This window comes from Streptomyces sp. NPDC086549 (assembly GCF_044746205.1).
GTDB lineage: Bacteria > Actinomycetota > Actinomycetes > Streptomycetales > Streptomycetaceae > Streptomyces.
The window spans coordinates 963,887-982,390 of record NZ_JBIVBS010000001.1 but is presented as its reverse complement, the minus strand read 5'-3'; the positions used below and the strand labels follow the sequence as shown (position 1 = coordinate 982,390).

The 18,504-nt window shown below is 71.2% G+C and carries 16 protein-coding genes; 8 read left to right on the top strand and 8 right to left on the bottom strand.

Annotated elements, in window-relative coordinates; genetic code table 11:
• From ACIPSA_RS04470 to ACIPSA_RS04450, 5 genes are all read right to left on the bottom strand, one after another.
• A complete protein-coding gene (locus ACIPSA_RS04470; RefSeq protein WP_402628595.1) occupies window positions 1-1,338 on the bottom strand; it encodes an LLM class flavin-dependent oxidoreductase in 1,338 nt (445 codons plus the stop codon).
• Entirely contained in the window at window positions 1,335-2,069 is a 735-nt protein-coding gene (locus tag ACIPSA_RS04465; RefSeq protein ID WP_402628593.1) for an ABC transporter ATP-binding protein, read from the bottom strand. The genes ACIPSA_RS04470 and ACIPSA_RS04465 overlap by 4 nt, the downstream gene beginning before the upstream one ends.
• Entirely contained in the window at window positions 2,045-2,881 is an 837-nt protein-coding gene (locus tag ACIPSA_RS04460; RefSeq protein WP_402629483.1) for an ABC transporter permease, read from the bottom strand. The genes ACIPSA_RS04465 and ACIPSA_RS04460 overlap by 25 nt, the downstream gene beginning before the upstream one ends.
• Before the next feature lie 17 nt (window positions 2,882-2,898).
• Complete coding sequence (locus ACIPSA_RS04455; RefSeq protein WP_402628591.1) at window positions 2,899-3,966, bottom strand: ABC transporter substrate-binding protein; 1,068 nt, start codon at window positions 3,964-3,966, stop codon at window positions 2,899-2,901.
• 219 nt (window positions 3,967-4,185) lie between these two features.
• Window positions 4,186-5,385: an ROK family protein gene (locus ACIPSA_RS04450; RefSeq protein WP_402628590.1), complete on the bottom strand. Its 1,200-nt coding sequence runs from the start codon at window positions 5,383-5,385 to the stop codon at window positions 4,186-4,188.
• 422 nt (window positions 5,386-5,807) lie between these two features.
• On the opposite strand from ACIPSA_RS04450, the gene ACIPSA_RS04445 reads away from it, so the two are divergent.
• On the top strand, window positions 5,808-6,389 hold the full coding sequence (locus tag ACIPSA_RS04445; RefSeq protein WP_402628588.1) for a biotin transporter BioY: 582 nt from the start codon (window positions 5,808-5,810) through the stop codon (window positions 6,387-6,389).
• A gap of 91 nt (window positions 6,390-6,480) precedes the next feature.
• On the opposite strand, the gene ACIPSA_RS04440 is transcribed toward ACIPSA_RS04445, so the two are convergent.
• The gene (locus ACIPSA_RS04440) at window positions 6,481-7,209 is read right to left on the bottom strand and encodes an LPXTG cell wall anchor domain-containing protein (RefSeq protein ID WP_402628586.1); all 729 of its coding nucleotides are present in this window, start codon (window positions 7,207-7,209) and stop codon (window positions 6,481-6,483) included.
• A gap of 234 nt (window positions 7,210-7,443) precedes the next feature.
• On the opposite strand from ACIPSA_RS04440, the gene ACIPSA_RS04435 reads away from it, so the two are divergent.
• The 3 genes from ACIPSA_RS04435 (at window position 7,444) to ACIPSA_RS04425 (ending at window position 11,214) form a co-directional block, all read left to right on the top strand.
• On the top strand, window positions 7,444-9,738 hold the full coding sequence (locus ACIPSA_RS04435) for a protein kinase (RefSeq protein ID WP_402628584.1): 2,295 nt from the start codon (window positions 7,444-7,446) through the stop codon (window positions 9,736-9,738).
• Window positions 9,739-9,825: 87 nt separating this feature from the next.
• On the top strand, window positions 9,826-10,314 hold the full coding sequence (locus ACIPSA_RS04430) for a ribose-5-phosphate isomerase (RefSeq protein WP_402628582.1): 489 nt from the start codon (window positions 9,826-9,828) through the stop codon (window positions 10,312-10,314).
• A gap of 90 nt (window positions 10,315-10,404) precedes the next feature.
• The gene (locus ACIPSA_RS04425) at window positions 10,405-11,214 is read left to right on the top strand and encodes an Fpg/Nei family DNA glycosylase (RefSeq protein ID WP_402628581.1); all 810 of its coding nucleotides are present in this window, start codon (window positions 10,405-10,407) and stop codon (window positions 11,212-11,214) included.
• A gap of 47 nt (window positions 11,215-11,261) precedes the next feature.
• Here ACIPSA_RS04425 and ACIPSA_RS04420 read toward each other — a convergent pair whose 3' ends face one another.
• The gene (locus ACIPSA_RS04420) at window positions 11,262-12,515 is read right to left on the bottom strand and encodes a GNAT family N-acetyltransferase (protein ID WP_402628579.1); all 1,254 of its coding nucleotides are present in this window, start codon (window positions 12,513-12,515) and stop codon (window positions 11,262-11,264) included.
• Between the two features lie 151 nt (window positions 12,516-12,666).
• On the opposite strand from ACIPSA_RS04420, the gene ACIPSA_RS04415 reads away from it, so the two are divergent.
• The gene (locus ACIPSA_RS04415; protein ID WP_402628577.1) at window positions 12,667-13,839 is read left to right on the top strand and encodes a PP2C family protein-serine/threonine phosphatase; all 1,173 of its coding nucleotides are present in this window, start codon (window positions 12,667-12,669) and stop codon (window positions 13,837-13,839) included.
• 76 nt (window positions 13,840-13,915) lie between these two features.
• Window positions 13,916-14,383, top strand: coding sequence for an HD domain-containing protein (locus ACIPSA_RS04410; protein ID WP_402629480.1), 468 nt, complete (start codon window positions 13,916-13,918; stop codon window positions 14,381-14,383).
• A 52-nt stretch (window positions 14,384-14,435) separates the two neighbouring features.
• On the opposite strand, the gene ACIPSA_RS04405 is transcribed toward ACIPSA_RS04410, so the two are convergent.
• Window positions 14,436-15,518, bottom strand: a complete 1,083-nt coding sequence (locus tag ACIPSA_RS04405) for an acyltransferase family protein (RefSeq protein WP_402628575.1) — start codon at window positions 15,516-15,518, stop codon at window positions 14,436-14,438.
• A gap of 532 nt (window positions 15,519-16,050) precedes the next feature.
• Here ACIPSA_RS04405 and ACIPSA_RS04400 point away from each other — a divergent pair.
• Both ACIPSA_RS04400 and ACIPSA_RS04395 read left to right on the top strand, forming a co-directional pair.
• Complete coding sequence (locus tag ACIPSA_RS04400; protein ID WP_402628574.1) at window positions 16,051-16,245, top strand: hypothetical protein; 195 nt, start codon at window positions 16,051-16,053, stop codon at window positions 16,243-16,245.
• Window positions 16,246-16,312: 67 nt separating this feature from the next.
• Complete coding sequence (locus tag ACIPSA_RS04395) at window positions 16,313-18,475, top strand: protein kinase (RefSeq protein ID WP_402628572.1); 2,163 nt, start codon at window positions 16,313-16,315, stop codon at window positions 18,473-18,475.
• Window positions 18,476-18,504 lie beyond the last annotated feature (29 nt).

The window sequence follows — 18,504 nt, the reverse complement described above, 5'->3', positions numbered from 1 at the left end:
TCAGCCGAGGAGAGCGGGGGCGGTGTGCTGGTTGGCGGGGCGGGGGAGGCCGTACCTCTCCCGGAGGGTCTGGCGGGGGCCGTACTCCGTGCGGAGCAGCCCGCGGGCGCGCAGGATCGGTACGACGTGGTCCACGAAGGCCTCCAGGCCGGAGGGCAGGACCGGGGGCATGATGTTGAAACCGTCGGCGGCGCCCTGTGTGAACCAGGTCTCGATGGCGTCGGCGACCTGCTCGGGCGTCCCGGCGAAGGTGAGGTGCCCGCGCCCGCCGCCGAGCCGCCCGATCAGCTGCCGGACGGTGAGCCGCTCGCGCCGGGCGAGTTCCACGACGAGTGTGTAGCGGCTCTTGGCACCCTCGATGGCGTCCTCGGGCGGGAGATCGGCCGGCAGTTCGGCGTCCAGCTCCAGGGCGCCGGGGCTCAGTTGCAGCAGCCGCTCCAGGTTGGCCACCCCGTGCGTGTGCACGATGTGGTCCTCCAGGAGTTGCTCGCCCGCCCGGGCCTCGGCCTCCGTCGAGCCGATCACCGGGACGATGCCGGGCAGCACCTTGATGTGCTCGGGGTCGCGGCCCGTCGCCGCCGTACGGGACTTGAGGTCGGCGTAGAAGGCCCGCGCGTCCTCGATGGTCTGCTGGGCGGTGAACACCGCCTCCGCGTAGCGGGCCGCGAACGCCTTGCCGTCCTCGCTCGACCCCGCCTGCACCAGGAGCGGGTAACCCTGGGGGCTGCGCGGCACGTTGAGGGCGCCCTCGACGCTGAAGTACGTCCCCCGGTGCCGGGGCGGATGGATCTTCGCGTCGTCGCCCCAGACACCGGACGCCTTGTCGGCGGTGATCGCCTCGTCCTCCCAGCTGTCCCAGAGCTTCGACGCCACATCGAGGAACTCGGCGGCTCTGGCGTACCGGTCGGCGTGCGCGGGCTCGGTGTCCAGGCCGAAGTTGCGGGCGGCCTCGGCACCGGCGGTGGTGACGATGTTCCAGCCCGCCCGGCCGCCGCTGATGATGTCGAGCGAGGCGAACCTGCGGGCCAGGTTGTAGGGGGAGTTGTAGGAGGTGGAGGCGGTGGCGATCAGGCCGATGTGCTCGGTGGCCGTCGCCAGCGCGGTGAGCAGCGTGAGCGGCTCCAGCGCGCCGGCCGGGCGCTGGGCGACGCTGCCCCACAGCTGCGGCGCGTCGGCCAGGAAGAGGGAGTCGAAGGTGCCGCGCTCCGCGGTCCGGGCCAGGTTGACGTGGTGCGCGAGGTCGACGTGGGCGTACGGGTCGCTCTCCGGAAGACGCCACGAGGCCTCGTGGTGCCCGGTGTTCATCAGGAACGCGTTGAGGTGGAGCTGCCGGGTCATCCGTGGTCCTCCGTGACGCCGAGGGCCGCGAGGAGCCGCTCTCGGTATTCGCCCAGTACCGGTTCGCGGTAGGAGCGCGGGTGGGGTCGGTCGATGGTCAGGTCGAGGCCGATGCGGCCCCGGTCGAGGACGAGGACCCGGTCGGCGAGCACGATCGCCTCGTCCACGTCGTGGGTGACGAGCAGCACCGAGGGCCGGTGGCGTACCCACAGCTCGCGCAGCAGGCTGTGCATCCTGATCCGGGTGAGCGCGTCCAGTGCGCCGAACGGCTCGTCGGCCAGCAGGAGTTCGGGCTCACGGACGAGCGAGCGGGCCAGCGCGGCGCGCTGTGCCTCGCCGCCCGACAACTCGCCCGGCCAGGCGCGCTCGCGGCCCCCCAGGCCCACCTCTTCGAGGGCGGCCCGGCCGCGTGCCGCGGCGTCCTGGCCGTCCAGGCCCAGGAGTACGTTGTCCAGGACCCGGCGCCAGGGCAGCAGCCGCGAGTCCTGGAAGACCACGGACACCCGCTCCGGCGCGGTGAGCCGCCCGCTCCCGTCGACGCCGTGGTCCAGCCCCGCGACCGCCCGCAGCAGCGTGCTCTTGCCGGAGCCGCTGTGCCCGAGCAGGGCGGTGAACTGGCCGGCGGGCAGGTCGAGGTCGATGCCGTCGAGGACCGTACGGCCGCCGAACGACCGGGTCAGGCCCCGCAGCCGGACGGCGGGCCGGGTCAGCTGCTCAGTGTGCGGCGCCACGACAGCACCCTCCGTTCGACGAGACGGACCACGCTGTCGGAGACCAGACCGAAGACGCCGTAGATCAGCAGGCCGACGAGGATGACGTCCGTCTGGCCGTAGTTCTGGGCCTGGAACATCATGTAGCCGAGGCCGCTGGTGGCGTTGATCTGCTCCAGGACGATCAGGCCGAGCCAGGACCCGGTGACGCCGAGCCGGAGCCCCACGAAGAATCCGGGCAGCGCGCCGGGGATCACGATCTGCCGGATGAACCGGAACCTGGACAGTCCCTGCACCTCGGCGAGTTCGACGTATCGGCTGTCGATGCCGGACAGCGCGGCATGCGTGTTCAGATAGATCGGGATGTAGACGACGATCGCGATGATGGTGATCTTGAAGGTCTCGCCGATGCCCAGCCAGAGGATGAACAGCGGGATCAGACCCAGGGGCGGGATCGCCCGGTTGAGCTGCACGGTCCCGTCGATCAGTGCCTCCCCGACCCGGCTGAGGCCGGACGCCAGCGCGAGGGCGACGCCGGCCGTGAGGCCGATCAGGAAGCCGTACGTGGCGCGTTCGAGCGAGGTGAGGACGTCGCCGGGCAGGGTGCCGTCGGTCCACAGCCGGCCGGCGGTCCGCAGGACGGTCCAGGGCGCCGGGATCGCGCCGGGGTCGAGCTGTCCGGCGGCGGAGGCGACGGCCCACAGGGCTATGACGAGGGCGGGGCCGGCGAGCCGGGCGGCCGGCAGACGCCTGCCGGGGGAGAGGCGACGGCGCCTGCGGACCCGGTGGGTCTCGTCCTCGTCCTCGACGGCGGCGACGGCCGTCGTGCTCATGGTGGTGGTCACGGCCGTCACCTCCGGTACTGGGCCGGTACGGCCTTGGCCGCGATGCCCTCGAAACGGTGGTCGAAGAGCGAGGACACGTCGAACTTCTTCACGAAGCCGCCCTCCGCGAGCAGATCGGCGGTCTCCTGCTCCCACTTGATCGCCTCGTCCCAGCTCGGCGGGAAGAGGGGCTTGTTGGCGAGCGCGCTGATCGACTTGGCCTGGTCGAGGGTCAGGTTCTGCGTCTTGACGTAGAACTCCTCGTTCCAGACGTCCGGGTTCTCGTACTGCCACACCTGGCCCCTGGCCCACTGCGGGATGTACGCGGCGATCGCGGCGGCCTTCGCGGGGTCGTTCAGCACCGACTGCGGCGCCCACAGCAGGTTGAGCAGGTCGACGACGTCGGTGGGGATGGTCCTGGCGCCCTTCGACTCGTACTGCTTCAGATACGCCGGGGCCTGGCTGTTGGCGAGCGGGGCGATGTCGACCTGGCCGGACTGCAGAGCGGTGAGGAACTGGTTGCTGGTCAGCGGGACCAGCTTCACCTCGTCGTACTTCAGTCCCGCCTTCTTCAACGCCCGCAGCAGCACGACCCCCTGGGCCTGCCCCTGGGAGAAGGCGAGCTTCTTGCCCTTGAAGTCCGCCACGGTGTGGATGTCGCTGCCGGGCCTGGTGGCGAAGAGGTAGTTGGGCTTGCGGGTGATGTCGATCGCCACGATCTTCGCGTCGTAGCCCTGGTAGTGCGCCTGGACCGGCGGGATGCCCGCGTTGTTGGCGAGGTCCAGGGACTTGGCGCGGAACGCGTTGATGACGTCCGGGCCGGCCCCGATGTTCGCCCAGGTCGACACCGTGAACGGCAGCGCGGGCAGCTTCGCCAGCTTGAACTGCAGCTGCTGGACGCCCAGGTAGGAGGCGATCTTCAGGCTGGTGCCCGACGGCACCTTGTCGGCGAGCGGGGCGGAGGAGGCACCCTTGACGTCGGCGGCGGCACTGCTGCCCGCGCAACCGCTCAGGCCGGCGGCAGCGGCGGTGGCGCCGAGCAAAGAGGTGAGGAAGAGCCGGCGGTCAAAGCCGGAAGCGGGCAGAGAGGACATGGGAGGACCCCTTGAGTTCATAGGGCAGGAAGGCAGGCGGAATTCCGGGCTGAAGAAGCCGGGGAAGGGGAATTCACGCAAGGAAGGACGCGTTCGTGACGCGTCGTGAGAGATACGCGCTCCGGGCGCGTCGACGCGTCAGCAACAAAGGGTGCGACAGCTCATGAGCAGGATGTTCCCGGTCATCGGTGATCCCTGTCAACATTCGGAGTTTCTGAATTAAATAGCCTCAGGTGCGGCGCTCAGCGGATCCCGGTACAGCACGTCCAGAACCACCGAACCACCCGCCACCGCCAGCACGGAGTCCGGAAAACTGGTCGGGAGGACATGCGCCGCCCGGTGATTTCCGACGGCTTCCCGCAATGCGTCCAGGCAGTCCGTCCGGTGAATGATTCCGACCTCGGTCACCACGACCGTCTCCGGATTGAGCATGTCGAGCAGCAGCCCCGCCGCCCGCCCGGTCGTCCGCGCCCGCTCCACGAGCAGCCGTGCGGCCGCCCTGTCACCGGCCGCGGCCGCGGCGACCACGTGCATCGGATTGGCCGAGTCGATGACCCCGGCCTCCCGGGCCCGCCGGCACAACGTCCGCTCGCTCAGCTCCGCCTGGAGGCAGCCGGTCCGCCCGCAGTCGCAGGGCTCGGTGCCGCCCGGCACGGGGAGGTGGGCGATGGCACCCGCCTGGGAGCGCGGTCCGTGGTGCACCTCGTCGTGGGTGGCGAACGCCGCGTCGACCACGTTGCCGACGAACAGGTGCAGCACGCTTCCGCTGCCCCGCGCCCGCCCGAACAGCCGCTCGCCGTTGACCAGCGCCCGCGCGTGCCCGTCGACATGGACGGGCAGCCCGGTACGCGCGCCGAGCACCTTCCGCACCGGCACGTCTCGCCAGCCCAGCAGCCCGTGTTCGACGATCGTCCCCAAGGCGCGGTCCACCCAGCCGCCGGCGGCCACCCCGACCCCCAGCGGCCGGCTGCCCCTCGCCTCGGCGAGCAGCGCCGCGAGACCGTCCGCGGCCCGTGCCAGCACCCACCCGGGATCGGACCGCTCGTGCTTCAACTCCCGTTGCGCCACCACCCGTCCGCGCAGATCGAGCAGCGCGACCGTGGTGTACGGCACGGCGATGTGCACCCCGCCGACCAGGTAGCGGGAGTCGTCCAGGTCGATGGGCACATGGGGGCGGCCCACCCCGTTCGACCGCCGGGGTGCGGCGGCCTCACGGATGAACCCGAGTTCGGCGAACCGGGCGCAGTAGTCCGTGACGGACGCGGGGGAGAGCCCGGTCAGGCGGGCGATGGTGCTGCGGGCCACCGGCCCGTGCTCCAGCACGGAGCGCAGCACGACGCTGGCACTGGTGCGCCGCCGGTCGCTGTCGGCGGCTCGGGGTATGGGGGAGGCGAGAAGAAGTGCCGTGGCACGGGGCATGGTTGACCGTCCTCGGGAACGGGGGCCGACACGTCTCGGACGTCGAGGCGCATCGGAACCGCGCCTCAGACCGGGCGGCGACAGGTGGCCGTGCCCTGGCGTCGCAGGTCGACATAGCGACGCGACGTGAAGTTCCGGGCCTGGGCAACCATGGCTCGAAGAGTACGGCAGGAAAGGTGAATCCGACCAGAGCACTAGGATTCCTTTGGTGACAACTCACAATCCGGTCGCCGACTTGCGGGGTGAGTCATCCGTCCTCACCTCAGTGATCGGTATCACGCCGTACCCGGTGTAACCGACACCCTTTGTCGGGAGCCCACCAAGCCTCCGTTCCACCCTTTGTCGAGCGCTGACGGTGATCGGCTCCACCGCGCCGGGATAGCGTCACCGTGTCCCAACGTGCCAACACCCGCGGAGTCCCCATGAGCACCGCCACCGCCACCGCTCGCCCCGGTGCAGTCCTCGCCGACCTCCTGCCCGCGTCCCGCGTGCGCGATGTCGCCCTCGTGGTCGGCGGTGCCGCGCTCACCGGCCTCGCGGCCCAGATCTCCGTCCCGGTGCCCGGCTCCCCGGTGCCGGTGACCGGCCAGACCTTCGCCGCCCTGCTCGTGGGCACCTCCCTCGGCGCCGGCCGCGGCTTCCTCTCCCTCGCGCTGTACGCGATCGCGGGTGTCGTCGGCGTGCCGTGGTTCGCGAGCGGCACCTCCGGTGCGGGCGCCGTGTCCTTCGGCTACATCCTCGGCATGATCCTCGCCTCCACCGTCGTCGGAGCCCTGGCCCGCCGCGGCGCCGACCGCTCCGTACTGCGCACGGCGGGCACGATGCTGCTCGGCGAGGCGATCATCTACGCGATCGGCGTCCCCTACCTGGCGTACGCCGCCGACATGCCCGCCTCCACCGCGATCGCGAACGGCCTCACCCCGTTCCTCATCGGCGACGCCCTGAAGGCCGCCCTGGCGATGGGCCTGCTGCCCGCCGCCTGGAAGTTCGTCAACAAGCGGTGACGTCGTAGTTCGCACGGCCGCTACGGCGGCAACGTCGAGCCGCTGCGGCCGCATTGCCCGACGGTCCCGTCAGGCAATGCGGCCTTTCATTTCAGCCCTGCGGCCGAGCCGTTCGCGGCTGTCGCTGCGACCACCACAGCCCGGCCGCGCCGGCCGCGATCAGCGCGGCACCGGCCGCCCCGAGCGGCAGCACGTCACGGCCCACGCCGGTCTTGGGCAGCTGGTCGCCGCCGGGGGCCACCGGCTTGTTGTCGGTGCCGAGCAGCAGCGGGGTGGCCGGGGCGTTCGGCGACGGGTTCGTCGTACCGAAGGGCACCGGGCCCTGCTGCCAGAAGGTCTTCTTCCCGTCGGTGGTCTGGACGGGCAGGCAGATCTTCCCGGCCTTGCTCAGGTCGTACGTCGCCTCGACGGCGTACGACTTCGACTTGCCCGCGGCGAGATCGCCGACGGGGCAGCTGAAACCGCTGTTCGAACCTTTCGGCAGGTCCTTTTCCGCGAGGGCGTCACAGCCCTGAACGCCGGTGACCTTCAGGCCGTCGAAACCGACCACCAAAAGCCTGATGTCGCCGCTGTCCTTGCTTCCGTCGTTCTTGACCGTGGCCGTAATCGCCGTCTTTTGCGAACTGTTGTCGACCGAGATCTTCTCGGGCAGCAGCGTGCGCAGCTTCACGCCCGCCGGTGCCTCGTCAACCGCCTTTCCCCCCTTGCCGCTTCCCGGTCCCTGGTCATCGGCGGCGGCCGTGAACGGAAGGATCATCACGGCGGAGAAAGATGCCGTGAGCAGCGATCCCGTGATGGCCGCCATGCGACGAGAACTCATGTTCGTCCCCCTTGCAACCCCCTGGACTGCGCCTGAATTCGCAGTACTTGAAGAGGTACCACAAGATTTCTCCGCACTATGCTGGTACGGCACGAAGTGTGACCATTGTGTTTCTGTTGGTGCGCTCGTTGAGGGGGGTGCGGCGGATTGTCGGGGAATGCGAGGAGCGGCGGTGTTCCAGGGTTACTGGTGACGGGGCGGTACCGGCTGGTCGAAAGCATCGGCCAGGGGGGAATGGGACGTGTGTGGCGGGCCGCCGACGAAATGCTGGACCGTCAGGTCGCGGTCAAGGAAATGCGGATAGACGGCCTGGACGCGGAGGACACGCGCACCCGTCGCGAACGCACGCTGCGCGAGGCGAGGGCGACGGCACGGATCGACCACCCCAACGTCGTGCGCATCTACGACGTCGTCGACGAGGGCGAACGCCTGTGGATCGTCATGGAACTGGTCGCCGGGCGCTCGCTGGAACAGATCATGGTGGAGGAGGGGTCGCTGGGCCCGCGCGAGACGGCGCGGATCGGGCTGGGGCTGGTGGCGGCGCTGCGGCAGGTGCATGCAGGCGGAGTGCTGCACCGGGACATCAAACCCGGGAACGTCCTCGTCGAGCGCGGCGGCGGGCGCGTGGTGCTGACCGACTTCGGCATCGCGGCCATCCAGGACGCCAAGGCGCTCACCATGGTCGGCATGCTCGTCGGCTCGCCCGACTACATGGCGCCCGAGCGTGTCTCCGGGCGCCCGCAGGGCCCGCCGTCCGACATCTGGTCCCTGGGCGCGACCCTCTGCGCGGCGCTCGGGGGGCGTTCGCCCTTTTCTCGTGACACGACGCTGGCGACGCTGCACGCGGTGCTGTACGAGGAGCCCGAACTCCCGGCTGCCGCGGGACCGTTGCGGGACATCCTGGCGGCGCTCCTGGAGAAGGAGCCGACGGTCAGGGCGGGTCTGGCCGAGATGGAGGACGCCCTGTGGCCGGTCGCCTACCCCTCACCGACGCCGACCCTGCCGGTGGGGGAGGGACCCCCGGTCGGGGAGCGGGAGAGCTTCCCGGCGGGGGCCGACGCGGGGTCCGGGAGAGAGGAGCAGGAGGGGGCCGGAGACGGGACCGGCCCCGGAACGCCGCCTGGGACCGGGGCGCAGTTGGATCCTGGGCCTTCCGGGGATGCCGGGACGGCGTCGGATGGCGGGCCGTCCGGTGGCGCCGGAACGCATGGAGGCTCCGTGTCCTTGCCGGACGCCGAGTCGGCGGCGGAAGCCGAGCCCTTGCCGGGGCCTGCACCTGGACCGGGGCCCGGGACCGAGTCGGAGGCGCCCGTGGGCGGAGACACTCCGGTGTTTCCGTGGGCGCCCAGGGAGTGGCCCACGCCGGCGTTCGTGGAGGTACCTCACGGGCGTGCCGGGGGTGATGCCGGGGAGGCCGAGCACGTACGCGCGCCGGAGTCCCCACAGGACGCCGACCGTGCGAAGGAGGCCGAGCCCGAGCCGGTGCGAGATGCGGTGCCGTCGGCCTCGCCCGTCGCCGACGGGACCGTCCCCGAGCGCCACGTGCCGGTCCCCGCGCCGGTCCCCGCGCCGCCCACCGCACCCCCTGAGCCGCCCCCGACCCCCCGGACCCCCGCAGTCTCCGCCGAAGCCGCCTCCGAGCTGCGCTCCGAAGTCCGTTCCGAGATGCCCTCCAGCAACTCCGTGGTACCGGCACCCGGGGCTCACCCCGGGCAGGGCGTGTCCCTCCCCCGCGCCCAGGCGGTGACCGAGCGGCGTCCGGGCCACGGTCCGCCGGGCTCGTACGCCCCCCGCCCCGTGGGCATACCGCCGGGCGAACCCCCCGGCCCCGCCGCCCCGGCACACCCCCACCCCGGCCGTCGCCGCACCGCCCTCCTCGCGGCCGCGGGGCTGGTCGCCGTCGCCGTCGTCGTCGCGGTCCTGCTCGCCACGTCGTCCGGCGGGCGGCGGGACGACACGGACGCCGGTTCCTCGCCGTCCGCCGCCGCTTCCTCTTCCGCTCCCTCCTCGCCCTCTTCTTCCTCTCCCTCTTCTTCCTCTCCCTCCTCCAGCGGCGGTACGACCACCTCTTCACCCACCGTCGAGGGCACGTCCAGGCCGCGGAGCCTGCCGCCGGGCGCGCACCGGGAGGCGGGCGGGTTCGCATGGGTGACGCCGAAGGGCTGGCGGCGGGACGTGAACACCGGCTCCGAGGTGCACTACACCTCTCCGGACGGCCGCCAGGAACTCGTCGGCAAGTCGTCGCTCGCCCGCGGCAATCTGATCGACACCTGGCGCACCTCGGAGCAGAACGCCCACGAGGGCCAGGACTACACCAAGCTCCGCCTGGAGGAGACGACCTTCCAGGGCCACCCGGCGGTCGTCTGGGAGTACACCTTCACGCTCAAGGGCGTCCACTGGCACGCCCTGCTGCTGGGCTTCGACGCGGACGGGAAGTCGTACCAGATCAACACCTGGTATCAGCCGGAGATCGAGACCCAGGCCCTGAAGACGTACGACAAGGTCAAGGACGGCTTCACCCTGCTTTGACTGCTCCCCTCCCTGGAGGGAGGGGGGTGCCTTCCTTGGCTGAGACCCGAAGCTGCCGCCCTGAAACAGCCGTGTCACACTCGTCCCATGCGCGTGTATCTCGGCTCGGACCATGCGGGCTTCGAACTCAAGAACCACCTCGTCGAGTGGCTCAAGGAGGCGGGACACGACCCCGTCGACTGCGGCCCCCACATCTACGACGCCCAGGACGACTACCCGCCCTTCTGCCTCCGCGCCGCGGAGCGGACCGCCGTGGACTCCGACGCCCTCGGCATCGTGATCGGCGGCTCCGGCAACGGTGAGCAGATCGCGGCGAACAAGGTCAAGGGCGTCCGGGCCGCCCTCGCCTGGAGCGAGGAGACCGCCTCCCTCGGCCGGCAGCACAACAACGCCAACGTCGTGGCCGTGGGCGCGCGCATGCACACGCAGGAGGAGGCGACCAAGTTCGTCGAGACCTTCCTGAACACCCCGTTCTCCGGAGACGCACGCCACATCCGCCGCATCGACATGCTGTCGGACTACGAGACGACGGGCGACCTGCCCCCGATCCCGGCGCACCACCCGCAGCAGGACTGACGAGGGACGGGGGGGCTGTGCCCCCCGTCGGAAGCGGGGTCCGGGGCGGAGCTCCGGGCGGCAGGAGCGGCAGGAAAGGACACGGCCACCGTGCCAGAGGGGCACACCATCCACCGGCTGGCGCAGGACTACGCCAACCGTTTCCAGGGCCGGCCGACGCGAGTCACCAGCCCCCAGGGCAAGTTCTCCGACGCCGCCGAGCTGCTGACCGGCGCGGAGCTCACCCGGACGGAGGCCCACGGCAAGCACCTCTTCCTCGGCTTCCGGGACGCCGACTGGGTCCACATCCACCTCGGCCTCTTCGGCAAGGTCGGCTTCGGTGACGCCCCGGCGCCCCCGCCCACCGACACGGTCCGCCTCCGCCTCGCGAACGAGACCGCGTACGTCGACCTCCGCGGCCCCACCACCTGCGCCCTGATCACGGACGCCGAGAAGCGGGCGATACACGACCGGCTCGGCCCCGACCCGCTCCGCGGCGACGCCGACCCCTCGGCCGCGTACGCCCGCGTCCGCCGCAGCCGTACGACGATCGCCGCCCTCCTCATGGACCAGAAGGTCATCGCGGGCGTCGGCAACGTCTACCGCGCCGAGGTCCTCTTCCGGCACGGCATCGACCCGTACCGCGCGGGCAGGGTCATCACCCCCGCCGAGTGGGACGCGATCTGGGCCGACCTCGTGGACCTCATGCGCGAGGGCGTCCGCAACAACCGCATCGACACCGTCCGCCCCGAGCACACCCCGGAGGCGATGGGCCGGCCGCCGCGCGTCGACGACCACGGCGGCGAGGTGTACGTCTACCGCCGGGCGAACCTCCCCTGCCACATCTGCGGCGACGAGATCCGCACCGCCGACCTCGCCGCCCGCAACCTCTTCTGGTGCCCGGCCTGCCAGCAGCGCTGACCGGCCGCCGGAGCAGGCGACCGGCCGCTGGACCAGCTGACCGGCCGCTAGAACCCGTGCGGCAGCCAGGGCGCCACCGGTGAGCCGAAGGCCACGGACGCCTCCGCCGACGCGCCCGGCCGCAGCTCCCGCACCCGCCCGGCCTCCGCCAGCGACAGCAGCGAGACGCCACCGAGGTACGCGGCTCCCAACTCCCGTACGGACAGGGCGAGGTCGGCCGCGTCGTCGGTGCGTACGCAGGACGCCCCCTTCATGTCCCCGGTGAGCCGCCAACGCCCGGCGTTCCAGGGGCAGAAGGAGTCCTCGACCTCGAACACCACATCGACCGGAGCCTGGTAGGTCCGCGCCTCCAGCGCCGCGCCGACGTCCACGAGCCGTACGTGCAGCGAGTCGCGCACCAGCATCCGGCACCGCCGGATGTCGGACACCATGTACTGCCACGGTTCGTCCACCGGCCGCCGCCGCGCGTCGATCGTCGAGGTCAGGTCGACGCCGAACAGGAACCGCCACACGGCGGCGTGCGCGGCCGGGTCGAGCGCCTCCATGTCCTCCAGTACAACCGTTCCCTTGGGTCCCGCCGCCTCCCACTCCGGCTTGACCCGGAAGCGCGCGAACCCCACGACCTCCCCGTCCCGCTCGGCCAGCACGCACTGCAGCGGCGACGCCCCGTTCCGCTCGCTCTCCGGGTCGAGCAGTTGGACCCGGTCCCAGCCGGGCTGCCGCGCCAGCATCCCGGGCCGCAGCGGCACCCGCCGGGCGTAGACCGCCTCGCACGCGTCGAGGACGTCGGCCGGCGCGGCGTACCGCAGACGTACGTCATCGGTGCCGGGCGGCACCGACAGCCGTACCCGGGACGTGTCGATCCCGGCGTTGACGTGGTAGGTCGCGACGCCGTAACCGAACCGTCCGTAGATGACCGGCTCGGACGCGGTCAGCACCGCGAGCGGCCACCCCCACGCCCGCACGTCGTCCAGCTGCCGCCGCATCATCGAGGTCAGTACGCCACGCCGCCGGTGCGTGGCGGCCACGCTCACCATCGTGACGCCCGCGGCCGGCACCGACGCTCCGCCCGGCACCGTCAGCCGGAAGCCGAAGGCCCCGGCCGTGCCGACGATCTCGTCCCCGTCCCAGGCGCCGATCGACCGGTCGACCTCGGTGACCGAGTACCACAGCTGCCGCTCCTCGGCCAACTCCGGGACCCCGCCGAAGGCGCGGATCAGTTGGTCGTACCAGGAATCCTGGTCTTCCGGCCGCAGTACGCGCAGCTCGGTCGCACGGTCTTGCACAAGGTCAGTCCCCATGAAGTATGCGTACCAGGGCAATGCGGGACGAGCGAACGATTTTCCTCCGGGCGGCCGGGCGGGGCGGGTTCTGTGAAGTTGAGCCTCGGACGGGGGATAAGTCGGACCTCGCGTGCCAAGCGGCTGGTCCGATGGATAGGGTCCCGAACTAATGGCAGCAGGAGGAGAACGGCGCGCGAAGGCCGAGACGCTCCCGGCCCGGTGGAAAGTGCTGTGGCACCGGGTCCGCGTCGGCGTGCGCAAAAGTGCCGTGGACTACTTCCGCGGGGACGGCTCGGACTGGATCGCGCTGGCCGGGCTGCTGCTGACCATCCCGGTGCTCGCGGGCATGACCCTCGGCAACTCGGTGTGGTGCTCACCGGCCACGCTGGTGCTGCCGATCGTCGCGGGCGGGCTGCTGCTGCGTCCGGCGAGCCTGCTCGGGCTGTACGCGGCGGCGGCGACGGCGCTGATCGTGGAGTCGGTGCAGCTGGGGCCGTACACGGAAGGGCCGTCCCGGGTCACCCCGGGCGTGGTCCTCGTGGTCGCGGCCTGCGGCTTCTTCGGCCTGCTCACCGCACAGTTCCGCAGCCGGGTCGGTGTGCCCTGGCGGCGCGGCGGCACGATGCTGTTCGACCTGCGCGAGCGGATCCGGGTGCAGAGCAAGCTGCCGAAGCTGCCGCACGGCTGGCACCGGGAGATGGCGCTGCGGCCCGCGGGCGGCCAGTCCTTCTCCGGCGACTTCGTGGTCGCGTCCCGTACGAACGGCGGCCGCACGATGGAGGTCGTCCTCACGGACGTGTCCGGCAAGGGCATGGACGCGGCGTCCCGGGCGCTGCTGCTGTCGGGGGCGTTCGGCGGACTGCTGGGTTCACTGCCGCCGCACGCGTTCCTTCCGGCGGCCAACGGCTATCTCCTGCGGCAGGACTGGGACGAGGGTTTCGCGACCTCGATCCACCTGGTCCTGGACCTCGACTCCGGGGACTACGAGCTGTACTCGGCCGGGCATCCGCCGGGGCTCCAACTCAGCGCCGGCAGCGGCCGCTGGGAGGAGAAGGCGGCCGAGGGGCCGCTGCTCGGTGTGTACGACGGCGCCCAGTTCGACCCCGTGAAGGGGTCGCTCCGCCCCGGCGACGTGTTGATGCTGTTCACGGACGGTCTGGTGGAAACCTCCGACCGGGACATCGTCGAGGGCATAGACCGACTGACGGGGGAGGCCGACCGGTATGTCGCCGGAGGCTTCCACGGAGCCGCCTGGCACCTCATCGAGGCGGTGGCCAAGGACGTCAACGACGACCGGGCACTGCTGCTGATCTGCCGGGACGGCGCGCAGGCGATGCGCTGACCTCCGCGCGGTCGTCACACGTGGGGGACGGCGCGCGACGGCGGGTGACACTGGAAGCGTGACCGAGACACATCGCATGCTCACCCTGGCCGAGATCGAGGCCGTGGCGCGCGCCGCCCACGAGGGGCAGACGGACAAGGCGGGGCGGCCGTACGCCGAACATCTGCGGGCCGTCGCGGAGGGCGTGCGCGCCCGTGGCGGTGACGAGGAGCAGATCGCGGCGGGCTGGCTGCACGACTCCGTCGAGGACGACGCGTTGTCGCGGGAGTGGCTGAGCGGGGCCGCGCTGAGCCGGCGCATCAAGGACATCGTGCTCGCCGTCACCAAGCGGGCGGGGGAGGAGCCGGAGGCGTACGCGCGACGCATCCTGCGGACGCCCGGCGCGCTGCTGGTGAAGGAGGCCGATCTGGCGCACAACGCGGACCCGGACCGCCTCGCGGTCCTCGACGAGCCCGTCCGGAAACGGCTGACCGAGAAGTACGCGCGGATGCGGGCACTTCTCGGTCTGGGGGATGACGGCCTGGATGACCCGGGTGGCCCGTAGGGCCTGTATGGCCCGGAAGGCCTGGACGGTCCGGATGGTCCGAACCGTCCGGCTACACGCTGACCTTCTCGCGGACGTGCTCCCTCTGGCGCTCACGGGCCAGTTCGGCCGCGTCCTGCTTGAACGCCCACTCCATCTTCGGCTCCATGGCGAACCGGAAGACGCGCTGCACGGGCTTGGTGCACAGCAGGGTGACGACGGCCGCCGCGAGGACGCTGACCAGGATCTCGCCGAGCGGGCGGTGCAGCCAGGGGTGGTCGAACCAGCCCTTGTAGTCGCCGTACTTCACCAGGAAGCCGTGCAGCAGGTAGCCGTAGAGGGTGCCCGCGCCCAGCGCGGTGAACCACATCCTCCGGCCCGGTACCCAGGCGAAGAAGCAGGCGGTCAGCACCAGCGAGCAGGCGAACAGCGCCAGGACCATGAGCGGCCCGTACCACCAGGGCACGCCGAACTCCTGGGCGGACTGACGGTGGTAGAGCCACGCGGTGTCCATCCGCGGCACGCTCCACCAGCCGACCGCCAGCGCAGCCGCGAACACCGGCACCGACGCGACGCGCACCCAGCGGCGGCGCACCAGCTGGAAGTGGTGCGGCTTCATGCACAGGCCCAGCACGAAGTACGGCAGGAACTGCAGGACGCGCTGGAGGTCCAGGTCGTCGCCGATGCTCGGGGTGACGGACGCTGCCATGGCGAGGCCGATCGCCAGCGGGAGCGGCCAGCGGACCAGTTTCCAGACCGGGGTGGTGAGCCGCCAGATGAACAGCGCGCACAGGAACCAGGTCAGGTACCAGGGATCGAGGAGGCTGATGTCCTGGTCGGGGGCGTGGTCGACGAACCGCTTGAAGAGCGGGTAGGCGGTCTCGAAGACGATGTACGGCACGGCGACACCGGTGATGAGCCGCTTGAGCCGGTCCGGGCGCATGTCGAAGCTGCGTGAGAAGAAGCCGGAGATGATGATGAACGCCGGCATGTGGAAGGCGTACACGACGGTGTACACGCCCTCCAGGATGCGACTGTCGCCCTTCAGCGGTTCCCAGGAGTGACCGATCGCGACGAGCACGATCGCCAGGTACTTGGCGTTGTCGAAGAACGCGTCGCGCTGTTTGCCCGGTCTGTCCCGCTTCTGCGTACTCATCGGGGTACGCGGACTCGGCACTCCGTTCACCGGCGACTGTGCCGGAGGGAGCGGCCTTCGGTGCTGGCCGGGGGACGAGGCGGCGTCAAACATCTGAGGCACCCTAGCGTTGTCTGTGGGATTTCGTAAATCTCTCGGTGTGAATCCTGGATATGAGGCTTCGGGTGCCCAGGAATCACGGAAGTTGACGTCCCTGTCTACGTGATGGTCAGCACATCGAAGGCCGAAGGTCACCCTTGATGTCCGGATACGTCACGACTAATTGGTGCAAAGGGTCGCGTCTGTGCCAACAATTCGAATTACCTGCGAACGGGATGTGTGGACAGGGAAACGATGCCGTGCAATTCCCTGTGATCATCGTGAGGGTGTGCCCTCGAATTACTGTGCGGGGAGCCGCTCCGCGATGGGTGCGTACCCGACGATGCGTCACGGGCCGCATAGGGCGGCCGGGTTGGTGGCACGATGGTTCTGGCGGGGGTGCGGGGATGTGCCCCCGGTCCGGGAGTGCGGATCGACCGAGGGTGTGATCAGTGTGGCCATTTCACTGTCCGTGGTGCTGCTGTTGGCGATCATCCTTGTGGTGCTGATCCGAGGGGGGAACATCAAGGCCGGTCCCGCCATCGTCGCGATCCTGTTCGGCTTCTTCCTCGCCTCGACCGGCATGGCCCCGTCCATCAACCGGTTCCTCAACTCGATAGCCGAATCGATCAACTCGATCACCTTCTGACCGGCGGCGGGGCGGCTTCCGGCAGGCTGTACTGCGGAACAACACAACAACGGGGGGACGTACGGGGATGGCGCTGCGCGACTCCGATCCGGCCGAGGTGGGCGGCTACCGGATCGAGGACCGCCTCGGCAGCGGCGGCATGGGCGTGGTCTACCTGGCCCGCTCCGCCTCCGGCCGCCGGCTCGCCGTCAAGGTCGTCCACGGCCAGTACGCCGACGACGACGAGTTCCGCGCCCGCTTCAGCCGTGAGGTCGCCGCCGCCCGTCAGGTCAGCGGTGCCTTCACCGCCCCCGTGGTGGACGCGGACGCCGACGCGCCGCGCCCCTGGATGGCCACGCTCTACATACCGGGCGAGGACCTCGGCACCCACGTCCGCCGGCACGGCCCCCTGCCCCAGGACCGGCTGCGCGAACTCGCCGCCGGCCTCACCGAGGCGCTGCGCGACATCCACCGCGCCGGCGTGGTCCACCGCGACCTGAAACCGGCCAACGTGATGCTCGCCGAGGACGGCCCCCGGGTCATCGACTTCGGCATCTCCCGCGCCGCCGACCTCGCCGCCGCCGACGTCCTCACCCAGACGGGCCGCGTGATGGGCACCCCGCCCTTCATGTCGCCGGAACAGTTCTCGTCCCCGCACGACGTGGGCCCGGCCGCCGACATCTTCTCCCTCGGCGCGGTCCTGGCGTACGCCGCCACCCGGCGCGGCCCGTTCGACAGCCCGAACCCCTACGAGACCGCGACCCGCGTCGTCGAGGGCGAGCCCGAACTCGACGGCGTGCCCGAGGAACTGCTCCCCTTCGTCCGGCTCTGCCTGGAAAAGCACCCCAAGTCCCGTCCCACCCCCGACGAACTCCTGCGCCTGCTGCGCGACGGCCTCCTGCCCGAACCGAAGCCCGGCCCGGAGTCCCCGGACGCCTCCGGCCCGGCACGGCCGAGCGGGCGCCGCCGCAGGTGGTGGCTGGTTGCCGGGGCCGTCACCGCCGTCCTGGCCGCCGTCGCCGCTACGACCGTCGCCGTCACGCGCGGTGACGACGGTCCCCGGGACGACCTCCCGGCCGGCTGGCACCCCTGGCACCGGCAGGCCAAGGGCCCGAAGGCCGGCGCCCCGGACGGCGCGCTCGCCGACAACGCCTTCAGCCGCTGCACCGCCGTGGGCGCGTCCCTCGTGTGTGCCGGCGACAGCATCATGGCGACCCGCTTCACCCTGGCCGACGGACGCAACACCTGGACCCTCCCCATCGACCCGACCCCCGGCGAGAACAGTGCCGGAACCGGCGGCACGATCATCGGCACCCATGGCGGCGGCGTGTACGTCTGGGGCGCCGACGACCGGACGCCCAAGGGCCACACGGACACGGTCGTGACCCGCTACTCGGTCCAGGCCGTACGGGCCGACACCGGCAAGGTGCTGTGGAAGACGGTCACCGGCGAAGGCGACCTGGCCTCCGGCGGCGACGGGGGCGACTACACCGTCCCCACGGCCGAGGGCGTCATCACCGTCCACGGCGACAAGGGGGAGTCGTACGCCCTGCTCGACGCCGCCGACGGCCACGTCCGCTGGAAGCACCCCATGCGGTACTCGAACGCGTCCCAGAAGGGCGCCTGTCAGCTGAGCGGGGCCGCGGGGCGCGCATACGTGCTGTGCGGGGCCTTCGGCAGGAGCTACATCCCCGGCCGTACGAGCGTCACCCGGCTCGACCCCGCCACCGGCCGGTCCCTGTGGACGGTGTCGGCCAAGGGCGCGCTGAGCGTCCTCGGCCAGGACGGGGACCACCTCGTGCTGGCCGACTCCACGGGCACCCTGCGCACCCTGACCCTGCTCGACCTCTCCTCGCGCGTGGTCACGGTCATGCGGCTGGCCCGCGCCGAGACCGGCATGACCGGCGTGTACCTGGAGCGCGGAACCGTCTACTGCACCTTCACCAGCGGCAGCGTCCACGCGTTCTCGCCGCGCGACGGCCGCCTGCTCTGGCGCAGCAACTCCACCGTCGAACAGCCCGGCCCGCCGACCGCCACCGCCACCCGGCTCTACCTGGCCTCGCCGACCGGCCGCCTCGCCGCCCTCGACCTGCGCACCGGCAAGGTCAGGGCCACCCTCCCCGGTCGCGACGACGGCGACACGGCCGACTCGACCGGCCCGGCCAGCACCCCCCTGGTCCTGGTCGGAGACGCCCTCTATGTGCCGTACGGCGTCCGCTCCGTCTTCACGGTGAACGTACGCGACCTGTGACTCCCCGCGCCTGGGAAACGCGCCTGAGC

Excerpts from the sequence above, each read along its gene's own strand:
- ACIPSA_RS04470 (WP_402628595.1), bottom strand. The coding sequence starts at position 1,338 with ATGACCCGGCAGCTCCACCTCAACGCGTTCCTGATGAACACCGGGCAC.
- ACIPSA_RS04460 (WP_402629483.1), bottom strand. The coding sequence starts at position 2,881 with ATGAGCACGACGGCCGTCGCCGCCGTCGAGGACGAGGACGAGACCCAC.
- ACIPSA_RS04455 (WP_402628591.1), bottom strand. The coding sequence starts at position 3,966 with ATGTCCTCTCTGCCCGCTTCCGGCTTTGACCGCCGGCTCTTCCTCACC.
- ACIPSA_RS04450 (WP_402628590.1), bottom strand. The coding sequence starts at position 5,385 with ATGCCCCGTGCCACGGCACTTCTTCTCGCCTCCCCCATACCCCGAGCC.
- ACIPSA_RS04445 (WP_402628588.1), top strand. The coding sequence starts at position 5,808 with ATGAGCACCGCCACCGCCACCGCTCGCCCCGGTGCAGTCCTCGCCGAC.
- ACIPSA_RS04440 (WP_402628586.1), bottom strand. The coding sequence starts at position 7,209 with ATGAGTTCTCGTCGCATGGCGGCCATCACGGGATCGCTGCTCACGGCA.
- ACIPSA_RS04435 (WP_402628584.1), top strand. The coding sequence starts at position 7,444 with ATGGGACGTGTGTGGCGGGCCGCCGACGAAATGCTGGACCGTCAGGTC.
- ACIPSA_RS04430 (WP_402628582.1), top strand. The coding sequence starts at position 9,826 with ATGCGCGTGTATCTCGGCTCGGACCATGCGGGCTTCGAACTCAAGAAC.
- ACIPSA_RS04420 (WP_402628579.1), bottom strand. The coding sequence starts at position 12,515 with ATGGGGACTGACCTTGTGCAAGACCGTGCGACCGAGCTGCGCGTACTG.
- ACIPSA_RS04415 (WP_402628577.1), top strand. The coding sequence starts at position 12,667 with ATGGCAGCAGGAGGAGAACGGCGCGCGAAGGCCGAGACGCTCCCGGCC.
- ACIPSA_RS04410 (WP_402629480.1), top strand. The coding sequence starts at position 13,916 with ATGCTCACCCTGGCCGAGATCGAGGCCGTGGCGCGCGCCGCCCACGAG.
- ACIPSA_RS04405 (WP_402628575.1), bottom strand. The coding sequence starts at position 15,518 with ATGAGTACGCAGAAGCGGGACAGACCGGGCAAACAGCGCGACGCGTTC.
- ACIPSA_RS04395 (WP_402628572.1), top strand. The coding sequence starts at position 16,313 with ATGGCGCTGCGCGACTCCGATCCGGCCGAGGTGGGCGGCTACCGGATC.